Annotated in this window: 8 protein-coding genes; 3 read left to right on the forward strand and 5 right to left on the reverse strand. The window is 37.4% G+C overall.

Annotated elements, in window-relative coordinates; translation table 11 throughout:
• Nucleotides 1-57 precede the first annotated feature (57 nt).
• The 3 genes from BGC7_RS11280 to BGC7_RS11290 are packed head-to-tail and all read left to right on the forward strand — an operon-like array spanning nt 58 to nt 4,707.
• Nucleotides 58-861: a fimbrial biogenesis chaperone gene (locus BGC7_RS11280; RefSeq protein ID WP_050701692.1), complete on the forward strand. Its 804-nt coding sequence runs from the start codon at nt 58-60 to the stop codon at nt 859-861.
• On the forward strand, nt 854-1,885 hold the full coding sequence (locus BGC7_RS11285; RefSeq protein ID WP_050701693.1) for a hypothetical protein: 1,032 nt from the start codon (nt 854-856) through the stop codon (nt 1,883-1,885). The genes BGC7_RS11280 and BGC7_RS11285 overlap by 8 nt, the downstream gene beginning before the upstream one ends.
• Before the next feature lie 5 nt (nt 1,886-1,890).
• Nucleotides 1,891-4,707, forward strand: a complete 2,817-nt coding sequence (locus BGC7_RS11290; RefSeq protein ID WP_050701694.1) for a hypothetical protein — start codon at nt 1,891-1,893, stop codon at nt 4,705-4,707.
• A gap of 211 nt (nt 4,708-4,918) precedes the next feature.
• Here the strand turns inward: BGC7_RS11290 and BGC7_RS11295 are convergent, their stop codons facing one another.
• The 5 genes from BGC7_RS11295 to BGC7_RS11315 form a co-directional block, all read right to left on the reverse strand.
• Nucleotides 4,919-6,136, reverse strand: coding sequence for a trans-sulfuration enzyme family protein (locus BGC7_RS11295; RefSeq protein WP_050701695.1), 1,218 nt, complete (start codon nt 6,134-6,136; stop codon nt 4,919-4,921).
• Between the two features lie 130 nt (nt 6,137-6,266).
• Entirely contained in the window at nt 6,267-8,597 is a 2,331-nt protein-coding gene (locus BGC7_RS11300; protein ID WP_087880070.1) for a GH92 family glycosyl hydrolase, read from the reverse strand.
• 254 nt (nt 8,598-8,851) lie between these two features.
• Nucleotides 8,852-9,856 carry a glycoside hydrolase family 130 protein gene (locus BGC7_RS11305; protein ID WP_050701697.1) on the reverse strand — a complete coding sequence of 335 codons (1,005 nt, stop codon included), beginning with the start codon at nt 9,854-9,856 and terminating at the stop codon, nt 8,852-8,854.
• Nucleotides 9,857-9,881: 25 nt separating this feature from the next.
• Entirely contained in the window at nt 9,882-11,180 is a 1,299-nt protein-coding gene (locus BGC7_RS11310; RefSeq protein ID WP_050701698.1) for an MFS transporter, read from the reverse strand.
• An 80-nt stretch (nt 11,181-11,260) separates the two neighbouring features.
• The gene (locus tag BGC7_RS11315) at nt 11,261-13,528 is read right to left on the reverse strand and encodes a GH92 family glycosyl hydrolase (RefSeq protein WP_050701699.1); all 2,268 of its coding nucleotides are present in this window, start codon (nt 13,526-13,528) and stop codon (nt 11,261-11,263) included.
• Between the last annotated feature and the right edge of the window lie 59 nt (nt 13,529-13,587).

Below are 13,587 nucleotides of genomic sequence, written 5' to 3' on the forward strand. Positions count from 1 at the left end.
GTTATGATAGCAGCTGGCACTCCTTTTCCAACTTTTAAATAAGAGGAATAAAAAAATATGACACGGAGATTAACTGTCATTATTTCTATACTTGCATTGTGTTTTACTACAAAAGGTTATGCACAACTTGGAATTTCAGTATCGCCTCCTCGTGTATATTATACAATAGACCCAGGGCAAACAGGAGTTAACGATATTGTCATCACAAATGTCAGTGACAATAATACGCTGGAGCTATCTATTACTTTGGGAGACTGGATGTATAATGAATATGGTGAAAACGTAATGTATCCGGCCGATAGCTTAAAAAACTCATGCGCAGGCTGGGTTAATATCATGGGTTCTTCCTATCTATCTCTCAAACCAAAACAAAGCGAGACTATAAAAGTAGCTATAACTGTACCACCCAATGTAAGCGATACTATTACAACACACACAGCAATGTTGTATGTAACGCAGATGAATCCCATTGATGATGTTAACGAACATGGAGCAAATATTAAAGTAAGCGTTCGTTCAGGAATTAAACTTTTTCAAAGAACATCTGCACCCCGGCATAATAAAATAGATATAAGGAATCTTTCCTTAAACAAGACAGAAAATGCTATATTCCTTGAATTCAAGAATGAAGGTAATGTATGGATAGATGGATCTGTTGGTTCTTATCTGTTCAACAAAGCTACCGGAAAGGAAATAGCTTTGGAAAATATTATGTATTACACTATGCCCAACGATCTGCGTATATTAAAAATACCTCTCCCTGCTAATATCGAGAAAGGTAACTATACAGCAACTGTGATGATAGATTATGGAGATTCGAACAATATTGAAGCAGCAGAACTTGAATTTACCTATGAATAGAATCATATATTTCATTATTATATTACTCACATCAATTGGTGTTCATTCCCAGACACCTAACCTTTCTCTGTGGAGCAATACATATATGAATATTTATTCATACGAAGGGACTACTCAGCCCAATTCTATAACCATCCGGATATCTCAAAACGGATATCTCAATATTCAGAACTGGAAGCTATCTGTAATAGCCACTCCTGTAACAATATGGAATGGATTGTTCTTTCCTGTAGAAAAAATTAATCTACAACCCAACTATACAACAGGTACAGTTAAAGATCCCGGGCCATTACCAACAATATCTGAAATAGGAATACCTGCCACCCTGAACCTAATAGGCAACTCGGAAGTATTTCTTGTTCCACGTTCCAATGCACCTATATACAATATAGGAACTGGCAACAGTTATTACGATCTACAGATTCTATTTAATATGAACGTTGTAGGAGGCAGCTACTTAACAAAGCTGAAAACAAATAGTCCTCAATATCCTATAAACATGAGATTTACTCTTTATGGAGCAAATAATGAGATAATAGGAACTACAAATTTGAGTTATACGATTCAAGTGCATACTAATCTTACGGGCACGCCACCTTCCGAAAACACTTATTCGATCCAGATATCGACCGGAGCCCGAAATGGCCAATTAAATATGAACTCTTTGGCCGACTATGCAAATGGCGCTAGTGTATTATATAATAACGGTTTATCTGTTTCAACGAATATTGACTATCAAATATCTGTAAGGTCAATATCTTCTACATTCATATCATCTTCCGGAAATTCACTACCTTTAGATGTTGTCAATGTACAATTGCGACCGTCGTCTGATAATAAAGCCTCTTCTATTACAAGGTCCATTTCCAGCACATCTCAAATAATTTCGACAGGAAGTTCCACAAACAAACTACCTGCTTATTATGACATTCATTACTATACCAACCCGAATGACCAGAGATTGATACAAGCTAAAATGGAAGACTATTCTACTACTTTGCAATATGAGATTACGCCCAAATAAGAAATATGCCATTGCATTTATTTTGTTCTAAAGTCAAATTCTTACTGGGGATTCTTGGTCTATTTGTATCTGTATATACTCACGCACAAAAAAGTGAGAATATACAAAGTCTAAGTATGCAGGTAGAACGCACACTCAAACAATCTCAGCAACAAAATATAATAAGTACAATTATAAAAATAAACAATCGGTCAAATAGAAGTTTTTCAGGAAGTGTAGGAATACGGGAAGTCAACGGCTTAAGAAGTATAGCCGGAGGAATATTACCAATCGACATTCAGCCATCGGATAGTATATTTTTACCTGTCAAATTTCTAATTCAACCTCAGATAGAAGCCGGAACAACTCATATACAATTCGATTTGTTAGACAACGACAGAAAACTGATAGATAAACAAGAATCCACTTTCACTGTCGAAGAAAAAATTGCTTTATCATTAAATGTTGATCATCAAAACATACTGATCACCAATCCTAATGATTCTGTTAGGGTAAAGGCAAATGTAATAAATTCTGGAAATAAGGCACAAAGTATAACATTAGTATTCAGTATACCAACTCTACGAGAAGGAGTAAACTTTATTGAACAAAAAGTTGAGCTCTTGCCCATGCAGCATCATCAATTCTCATTCAGCTTTATGCCTTCCTCATCTTTATTAGACAAACAGAATTTTTCGGTGAATGTTACAGCAATGCGAGGAAAAGATAAAGAAATATTCGGAAGTTCGTCTATAGAAGTTCAAAATGTGTCTACAAATAGAAGATTTAATGAAACAGGAAATATAGACTTCAATCTATTCAATCCATACCAGAATAATTCAATTACTGTCAACCACAGACAAACAAAATTGTCAAGCAGTATCACCCAACTTATAGGTACCGGAAGTATTGACTTACCAGCCGGATATATAGGATTATCCGGAAATTTATATAAAATCAGTTCTGACAATACCTTAGTAGGAACCAATACTTTTTTGTCATACAAGTTAGATCATAATGAAGTGACAGTGGGAAGTGTTTATGAATCATTAGAAACGACTTTATCCGGAAGAGGAGCTAAAGTCCAACTAGGATCTACAGACAACACTAATCTACGAATAGGCGTTATAGATCAGAATTACAATATATTCAGCGCTACACCTCTTTTCAACAATACTTATAGCATATATGCCGTAGGACAGCTCAACAGCCCGAATCAGTCGCAAAGGGCATCTTCCTCTTTTCTCTATCACTATGACTACATGGAAAAAAGTCGAAATTTGATTACTGGAGGTGATGTAAACTGGTTGGTAAAAAACAACTGGAATATCAATTTAAGACTGCATGGAGCAATGAGCCATATAGAAACATTCGGCAACAATAAATTTTCAGGATCGGCTGAATTGAGGTATAATGGAACAAATAAAGGATATGACATGTCCGGATCATATTATTTTAGTTCCAATTACTTTCCGGGAGATCGTAGAGGAATGATAACTCTTCAACAAATGCTATACAAAAAACTTAATGATAAATATTCGTTACGAGGTAGCATTTTCTATTCTCACTTTTCGCCAAGGTCACATACTTTTACAATGAATAATAATTCTCAAAATCTCATGGGAGATGTAGAATTATATTTTCCTAAAAAGAGAAATATATCCACAAGTGTAACCTATCTCAGCCAATACGAGCAATCGAATAACTATAGACAAAGCTATAATTTCGAAAATGCCAATATGTTTGCCAATCGGCTAAAAGCGTCTATCCGTTGGAACAACTTCAAAACAAAACACTCGATGCTCTTCTCTGTTGAGAGCGGAATAGCAAAATATCCCTCCGAAAAAAGACAGAGTATGCAACTGAAAAGTAATCTTACATATTCATACGACTGGATAAATTTTACAACTATGTATCAATATGGAAGTTATTATTTATCAGAATATTTTTTATCTCAAAGAGAAGAAAAAACATTTAGGCGTTTGATATCTTCATTAGCTGTAAATAAGGACTTCTCTGAAAAGAAATATATAATAAATGCAGGCATCAGCATAACAAAAGACCTGTATACAGACTTATCTCCTTCTGCCTTTGCCAACTTTAAATATACTCCATCCAAGTCGTACTCTGTCTATATAAATTCTATATGGAATAATTATAGATTCAGAAATACTCCTTCTAATAATTCCTATAGTGTAGAAGTAGGGTTAACAGTCAACCTCCAAAGAAACAATGCTTCGAGTAAACGTAAAAGTAAAGTATCGGCATTTGCTTTCTATGACAAAAATACAAATGGCGTATTTGATAAAGGAGAAGAACCTGCAAAAAACTTCAATGTCAAAATAAACAATACTGCATTTATCACTGGAGATAAAGGACAGGTTGTATATTCGCGTGTTCCTTTCGGCAACTATGTAATAGACCAAATATCTGAAAATGGTTGGTTCTCATCCAGCGATACTATTAAGGTAACCAAGTTTAAAACAGATGTTCAGATACCACTACAGCAGGCAGGAACAGTTATTGGCCGAATAAAATATATATTTAATGCTAAATCGGCAATCGATGTTGTTCCTCAAAAAGAGGGTATATTATTCCTTATAACAAGTAGTGACGGAAAAACAAAACAAAAGGTAGTAACAGACAATGATGGTCTTTTTACAGCTTTTCTTCCTACAGGAGATTATCAGATAGAATTATTAACCAACTCTCTACCAAACGACTCATTCTGCAAAATCAATTATCAGAAGATTACTGTTACTTCGGGCAAGATTCTCAATCTGAAAGCCTTCAATATAGAAATCAGACAAAAGAAGATTAATCTGAAGCACTTCTCTCAATAACAGTTTTCCATATATTCATTCTAGTGAGAACTATGGTAATAAAACAAAAAATTGTTTTTAATTCTCTCATTTCCAAATAGCCTTACAAAAGATAACACACTGAAGAACAATCTGAAATAACATAATAGGATTACTACTAAAATGAGACTATACAAAGAATATTTAGAGAACTAGCTAAAAAAGAGTTTTATTAATCACGATTAAATCATGTCTAAAAAATAGCAAGAGCTTGTTCCAAGTCGGCAATAAGGTCATCAGCATCCTCTAGTCCCACTGACAAGCGGAAAAGACCTTCTCCTGCAAATGTATTCCATGACTCCAATTGCTTATCTGTAGAAAATTTAAACGATGTCTGTAGCAGGTCTTTACTATTAAGATAGAAGATTAATGATCTATGATGTCCCAAAGATACAGCATAATGAATAATACTTAACCTATCTGCCAGCCTTCGAGACTCAAGTATTCCATTTTCTACTTGAAAAGTTATAATTCCCGAGAAATTTTTCATTTGTCGCTTAGCCAACTCATACTGAGGATGAGAAGCTAAACCCGGATAAATAACTCTTTTCACCTTCGGGTGACTTTCTAAATATGCGGCTATTTTAAGAGCATTTTCCTCATGTACCCGCATACGGATAGGAAAGGTTGCTATTCCTCTCAGTATTAACCAAGCATTGAATGGGCTCAATGATCCGCCTAAGCGAATAGCTGTTTTTTTACGCAAAGATGTAAGATCTTTTTTATAACCTAGAATTACTCCACCCAGGGCATCTCCATGTCCACCCAGGTATTTTGTAAGAGAGTGGACAACAAAGTCTGCTCCCAACTCTAAAGGCTTAGTAGCAACGGGAGTCGCAAATGTAGAATCTACAGCTAGTTTTGCACCCACACTATGTGCAAGATTCGCAACCTCTGCAATATCAGTAAGCCTCAATAAAGGATTGCACGGTGTCTCTATATACAGAAGCTTGGTCTCTGATTGCAAAGCATTCTTTATGGCATCAATATCTGAAGTATCTACTTTCGAAATCTTTATTCCTAGCTCAGGAATCATTTCATTGGTTATTTCTGATAGTGCCGCATACGCTACATCGCTTACAACGGCATGATCTCCGGACTTTAGTAAATGAAAGAGCAGAGCCGTAATTGCAGACATACCGCTGGCAAAAGTAACTGCTGTTTCAGCACCTTCCAAAGCTGCTAACTTTTCCTCTAGTTGATGTACAGTCGGATTCCCCCATCGAGTATAAACCCATGTATCATTTTCGTCCATACCCTCTACTGAAAACCCTGTATCAGCACCCACTGTAAAGGTTGTAGACATAACCAGATTAGGAGAAGATGCGTGAGTTGTAGGATCAGGAGATTCTCCTGCATGAATAGATTTGGTTTGTTCTCCGAGATGATGTAATAAAAATTTAGTTCCCATAGAGTGTCATTTAATAATTAACGAAAGTAGAATTCTTCGTAAAATCATGCAATAACACAAATATGGTATTTATAAAACATCAATATTGCCCGAACAAAAAAACGCTTATCGCTATAAGCGTTCAGTATATTTACTTCTTACGGGAAGCAAGCTCAATAATCAGTTTTTTTGCATTGATTAGCTCCTGATGTGATATACGATAACCTTTAAAAGGTTTATCTCCTAATATCATGTTCTTTATGTATATGTCTTCCGGTGTATTGCGCTTCGCTTCTATTACCAATTCCTCCTGAGCCCAATAACGCTTGTCGAGTTTAATAACTACACGGTCAAATACAGGACTGGTTATTGTGTAATATGGTTCTCCCGGACAATCAGGATACAGTCCTATCATATTGAAAACAGCCCATGCCGACATTGTTCCCGCATCGTCATTACCGGGTATACCATCAGGCTTGGTAGTATAATGTTTATCAAGCAATCGCCTTACATGGTATTGAGTACGCCATTCCTCTCCTTTAAAGTAGCTAAACAAATAAGGATATGCTATATCAGGTTCATTAGCCGGATCATAATAACCTTTATCAAATACCATCTCCAGTTTGTCAATAAATTTTTTCTTTCCTCCCATAAGTTTTGCTAAACCTGTCACATCATGAGGGACATAGAATGTATAGTTCCACGCACTACCTTCATGAAAACCAGGATTTTCTTCAAAATCCATACCTTGTTGAGGATTGAAAGGCGACAAGAAAGATCCATCAGGAAGTATAGGACGGAAAGTTCCATACTCCGGTGAATAATAGTTTGTATAACCTAAAGATCTCTTTTTAAAGTAGACGGCATCGTCTTTCTTACCTAATGCCTCGGCCAATCGGGATAATGAATAGTCAGCTATATAATATTCCAAAGCATGTGAAACCGAATTATCAAATTCGCTACGCAAAGGAACATATCCCAGTCTCATATAATCATTGTTATCAGGACGCATACGGTTAAAGTCTCCTTTCAGCGAAGCATAGTACGAATCAGGCAACGCACCTCCCTTTCTTACAGTATCGGTAGTGTATGTTATGCCCTGCATAGTTGCCGATTTATGAAAAGCTTGGTAAGCTGTTTCAATATCAAAGTCTCGTAAACCTTTAAGCCATGTATCAGTTATCACAGGTATCGAAGGGTCACCCTCCATCGTCCATGTTTCGCGTCCGTACAGTTCCCACTTGGGCATCCAGCCCCATTCTTTGTACATGCCTATCATAGATCGCACCATATCTGTCTGGCGATCTGGCCAAGCAAGCGTCATAAGCTGATGCAGATTGCGATATGTATCCCAAAGAGAAAAAACCGTATAACGCGTATTTTCAGTCTTTAAGATATTATTACCTTCCATGGCAGGATATTCACCATTCACATCATTCAATATATTGGGATGTATCAGAGTATGATAAAGGGCTGTATAAAAAACGGTCTTTTGCTCATCTGTTCCACCTTCAACTAAAATACGCGAAAGATCGTTGTTCCATTTCTCTTTAGCCTGAGCACAAAGCGTATCAAAAGTTTTTCCTTTAGCTTCTGTATTTAGATTGAGGCGAGCATTCTCTATGCTCGAAAACGAGACTCCAATTTGCACTTCTATCTGTTCTTCTCTCTGTAAATCGAAACTGAACCATGCGCCTACATCATCACCGGCTATATCTTTATGGTATTTTTCGTATATCTTGTATCGTCCATGGTCGGGATCCCATTGAGCTTTTACACCCTCCATCAGACGTTGTTTTTTCCAAAGGCCACTTCTTTCAGGAGTTTTGCCTACAATACGCATAACAAAATAAACAGGAAATACCGCCTGAGAATTATAGCAGAATGTTCCCAGCATTTTCATTCCTTCTACATCCCCATCTCCATTGAAACGAAGAAATGCCCCTGACTCATTTGTAAGCCCCTGACCAAGATTGAGCAATATATTAGCTTGTCCTTTAGGAAAAGTATAACGATGTACGCCTACTCTTGTTGTAGATGTCACTTCGGTAAGAATATCGTATTTGGTAAGTTTGTTTGTGTAATATCCGGGAGAAGCTTTTTCCTGTGTGTAGCGGCTGCCATAATTCTTATAGTCTACATCAAGCTCTCCTGTAGTAGGCATTATCAGTAATGAACCCAAATCGGGACACCCTACCCCACTTAGATTCACATGAGAATAGCCCGTAAAAAACACATTATGATACTCATAAGGAGTAGACCACCAACGAGCATCTTTGTCATACACATTGTCTTTACTTCCCATCACATTGAAAGGAACAACTGACATCATTCCGTTAGGGACAACTGCTCCGGGATTGGTAGTCCCGAAGTTTGTTGTTCCGATGAAAGGATCTACCCAATCTACCGGTTGCTTGGTTTGAGAATTAAGAGAATTTGATAGGAAGACAATCCCGATAAGCAAGGTAAGATATCTTTTCATCATATTTTTTATTTAGTAAAAGACAATATTAACGACTTTATTAACTGATAAACAATGGAATAATACTCCGGCATCATAAGGGCGAATATTTATTCGCCCCTACATTCTAAAATATATCAATAAATTTTTAACTAAAAAGTAATGGAAGTAACACTTTACAATCATTCTTCATTTGTTACTTCCTGCACCATCTACAAATGCCTATTTACCTTATAGATAAAGTTTTAAATAATCGAAGAACAAATTTGGAGAAGTTACTTAAGAATATTTGTTCTTTTAGTAAATTCTATTATTTCATCTATATATCCGAAGGCTAACCCTGTTACAGTATCAGCACATCCATAATAAACTGCGATGCGTCCTGTTTCAGGATCGTGCAACGAAGCACAAGGGAATGTTACATTCGGTACATCACCCGTAAGCTCATATATTTCTCGTGGAGCTATCAGATACGGACCACTGCGTGCTATCATTTTCCAAGGTTCGTCTTTATCCAATAGGGCTGAACCAAAGCTATACACATAACCATTGCAAGAACGCAATACGCCATGATATATCATCAACCATCCCTCCGATGTTTCGATAGGTATAGGACCTGCTCCAACTTTCATACATTGCCATGCACTATCTTCGAAAGCAGCAGGCGACATAACATGTCTGTGGCGTCCCCAAAACTCCATATCAGGCGATTCGCTATAGAAAATATCACCGAAAGCTGTATGTCCGTTATCACTCGGACGACTGAGCATAGCAAAGCGCCCGTTTATCTTACGCGGAAACATTACCCCGTTTCTATTAAATGGCAGAAAAGCATTTTCTAGTTGATGGAATAGTTTGAAATCGGTAGTCCATGCACATCCGATTGTAGGGCCATGATAACCATTACACCATGTTACATAATAACGATCTTCGATCCATGTTACACGAGGGTCGTAGCCATACACCCATACACCAACTTCATCATCGCCTCCGGTAAACTTAACATCTTCTTCTTCAATATCCCAGTTGATCCCGTCTTTACTGAACCCGACATGCAACCTCATGCGGCGGTTAGTATCATCGCAACGGAAAACTCCTGCATAACCGTCTCCGAAAGGAACTACCGCACTATTGAAAATACTGTTTGACGTACTAAGAGCATTGCGTCCGATGATAGGGTTGGCTGAGTAGCGCCACATAACATCCTTACATCCATCCGGACGATTTTCCCAAGGCATACCGGCTAACGGTTGGCCTTCTATTTTTAGATCTTTTGCCATAATGTTTTTTGTTTTTTTATATTGATCATTTAATCTCTTCTGAAATAATATTTTCTTCTGTTTCTTGTTTATCAGGATACTTAAATGGAATTATACGGGACACAACCAATGCCGGTATCATGGCTATGGCCACAACTACAAAGAATTGCTGATATCCCAACCAGTCACTCAATACACCACTTATCATTCCTGCAAACATATATCCAAGATTCATCACTCCCGACGCAAAAGCATAGTGTGCCATTTTGTGTTCTCCGGGTGCAACCTGTTGCATCATAAACAAAGTAAGTCCTACAAAGCCGAATCCATAACCAAAATATTCGCAAACAACAGCCGAACCAATAAGAAGAATATTTGATGGTTGAAAAATAGACAACATTAGATAAATAAGGAAAGGCAGGTTTATAGCACAGCATAGATAAAACAAAGTTTTCTTAAGACCTTTGGCCGATATATAATATCCAGCAAGAATAGACCCTAGAATAAAAGCAACAGTACCGAAAGTACCATTTATCAGTCCTATCTGGCTAATTTCAAGTGCTAGTCCACCTTTTTCTGTCGGAGCTTTAAGGAATAGAGGCAGAATCTTTATTGCAAGACCTTCAGCTAGTCTGTATAGTATAATGAAGATAATATAGAAAGCAATATTCTTTTTTTGAAAAAACGTTACAAAAACATTTTTAAAAGAGTTCCATCCGTCTTTTACCGTTTTTATCTGAGATACAGCAGCACCACCGGACGGTAATACCCTACTATGCCATAAGCTGAGGAGAATCATTATTGCTGCACACACTCCCATAATAAGCATCCACGCATTGACTACTCCCATTGTATTTTTGAGCATTCCTGCCATAAAAACAAGCCCCCCGTTAGCAACTACTTTTGCTATATTGAAAAACGCTCCTTGCCAACCAATATATTTAGCCTGTGTCTGATTGTCGAGCTCGGTCATATAAATACCGTCTGTGGCTATATCGTGCGTTGCTCCACTAAATGCAATAACACCCATCAGGGCTATAGAGTAGGTGAAGAAATCGGGCAAAGGAAGACTTAATGCAACTAATGCGAAACTAATACCCGTAATCATCTGAGTGCCTACCACAAAATATTTCTTCGTCTTAAACATTTCGAGAAAAGGGCTCCACAAAGGTTTTAAACTCCATGGAAGAATTATAAGGGAAGTCCAAAAAGTTATTTGTCCATCCGAGATACCCATTTCGGAAAACATAATGACAGAAACCAACTGTACCATAACAAATGGTAAGCCCATTCCAAAGTAAACACTAGGAACCCATCGTAAGGGTGTCGCTTTTTTTAGTTGCATAAGAGCTCTTAAGGTTAAATGTAGTTATTTTTTGTTTTTTTTTCTTCAGACAGTATCAATCTCTACTTTTCTGCTAATATTTATCGTTGAACAGCATCTACGGGCCATACTGAAGAGGGAGTATCTCCCATCTCGAGTTGAAGGATGCCTCCACAAATAATATCTTCAAAATCAATATAGTATTTATCGTAAGGTTTACCATTGAGTGTAACCGACTGAATATACTTGTTAGTCTTATTATTATTTTTAGCTAAGATAGTAAAAATATTACCATCTTTTACACGTATAACAGCCTTGCCGACAACAGGACTTCCCAAAATATATTTACCTCCTGCCGGCTCTACCTGATAGAGCCCCAATGAAGACAATACATACCATGCTGACATCTGTCCCACATCTTCATTACCTGAAAGTCCGGCAGGCTGATCGTGATATAATTCGGAGAGAACCTGACGAACTTTTTCTGCCGTTTTCCAATACTGCCCGACATACGGATATAAGTAGAGAATATGATGACTTGGTTCATTGCCATGAGCATACTGACCAATGAGCCCGCTTATGTCAGGAGAGGCGGACTTTCCAAGATTGCCTTCTATGATAAACAGAGAATCTAATTTTTGAATAAAGTTTTCCTTACCTCCAAAAACTTCGACAAGTCCATCTACATCATGCGGAACCAGCCATGTATATTGCCATGCATTTCCTTCACAATAATCGTCATCGAAGTGAGCTGAGCTGAAAGGATTGAAAGGTGTACGATACTTGCCATCGGATGACAGGCCTCTCATAAACCGGGTTTCTTTATCAAAGTAATATCGGTAAGCTTTACTCCTTTTCAGAAAATAATTATAGTCGTCATCTTTTTCCATCTGTTTTGCAACCTGAGCTAGACTCCAATCAGCAATGGCATATTCTAAACATTTAGCAAGCGATTCTGGAGACTCTTTATCGTAAGGGATATAACCATATTCTTTAAGATACTTCAAGCCACGCTCGTCTAACATCGAAGAATTTTTCATTGCCTCGTATGCCAATTCTTTGTCGAAGCCTCCATATCCTTTAAGTATGGCATCTGCCACTACAGGAATTGCAGGATTACCAACCATACAATCGGTTTCATTTCCTACCAGATGCCACACGGGAAGTTTACCCTGTTGTCGATATATATTAAGCATCGTATTGATTATATCACTCATCTTTTCGGGATGAATGATTGTCATCAGAGGATGGGCAGCACGATAGGTATCCCATAAAGAAAAAGTTGTATAGTTTACAAAACCTTCTCCTTTATGCATATTTTGGTCGGCACCATAATAATCGCCATTGACATCGCAAAACACAGACGGAGCAATCATTGTATGATAAAGGGCTGTATAGAAAGTGCGTTTTACAGACTCATCCGTCGTCTCTATTTGTATTTTATTCAACTCTGCATTCCAAGCCTCATCTGCATCATTTACAGTCTGTTCAAAGTTCCAACCGGGTAGTTCTGCCAACAAGTTTACTTTTGCATTATCTATACTCACAGGAGATAATGCTACTTTGACATAAAGAGGATCTCCACCCAATTCTTTATCAAATAAAACTTTCCCATAGACTTTTTTAGCTTTCAGAGATTTCCCCTGCTGCATATTTAATGAATCATATACCTGAAATTCTCTTATTGGCTTAGAAAAGAGTGCTGTAAAAAATACTCGTTGATCTTTGGCCCATCCTGAAGAGTAGCGATAACCGGAGATTACAGAATCGTTCTCCTGACTGATAAAACAGTCTATAGATTCATCCGAATTCAATTTGTCTGCCAGATTAAAAACTATAGCTGCCGAATCTGTCTGAGAGAAAGTATATTTATGAAAACCGACACGTTTGGTTGCTGTTAGTTCTACATCTACATTATATCTATCAAGATGAACACTATAATAACCGGGACGAACATATTCATTTTTCCTTTTGAACAAAGAATACATTCCGGATGTAGGGTTATCAATAGTTCCTTTTGCCATTTTCACACTTCCTGTAACAGGCATAACCAAAATATCGCACAGATCGCCAATGCCCGTCCCACTCAGATGCATATGAGAAAATCCAAAGATAGTAGAATCAGAGTAATGATAACCGGAACACCAATCCCATCCTTCAGTTATATTCGTAGGGCCTAACTGTATAAGGCCAAAAGGAACATTTGCCCCAAGAAAAACATGCCCATGACCGTCTGTTCCAATATAAGGATCGACATACTGTGTCACACGAGACTCATCTACTCCTTTATCTTTAGAAGATCCGCACGAAAACAGAAAAGATAAAAGGAAACATAAAGGGAGGATTCTCTGCAATATTATATATTTCATTATTTCTCGGTATTTAAGGTCACAGACCTGTTTTTATTACTGACATATATGTAAAACTG

Source organism: Dysgonomonas sp. BGC7, assembly GCF_001261735.1.
Lineage (GTDB): Bacteria > Bacteroidota > Bacteroidia > Bacteroidales > Dysgonomonadaceae > Dysgonomonas.

Bases quoted from the DNA above. Each gene is read 5' to 3' on its own strand.
- BGC7_RS11280 (WP_050701692.1), top strand. From the start codon at position 58: ATGACACGGAGATTAACTGTCATTATTTCTATACTTGCATTGTGTTTT.
- BGC7_RS11300 (WP_087880070.1), bottom strand. From the start codon at position 8,597: ATGAAAAGATATCTTACCTTGCTTATCGGGATTGTCTTCCTATCAAAT.
- BGC7_RS11310 (WP_050701698.1), bottom strand. From the start codon at position 11,180: ATGCAACTAAAAAAAGCGACACCCTTACGATGGGTTCCTAGTGTTTAC.
- BGC7_RS11290 (WP_050701694.1), top strand. From the start codon at position 1,891: ATGCCATTGCATTTATTTTGTTCTAAAGTCAAATTCTTACTGGGGATT.
- BGC7_RS11295 (WP_050701695.1), bottom strand. From the start codon at position 6,136: ATGGGAACTAAATTTTTATTACATCATCTCGGAGAACAAACCAAATCT.
- BGC7_RS11305 (WP_050701697.1), bottom strand. From the start codon at position 9,856: ATGGCAAAAGATCTAAAAATAGAAGGCCAACCGTTAGCCGGTATGCCT.
- BGC7_RS11315 (WP_050701699.1), bottom strand. From the start codon at position 13,528: ATGAAATATATAATATTGCAGAGAATCCTCCCTTTATGTTTCCTTTTA.
- BGC7_RS11285 (WP_050701693.1), top strand. From the start codon at position 854: ATGAATAGAATCATATATTTCATTATTATATTACTCACATCAATTGGT.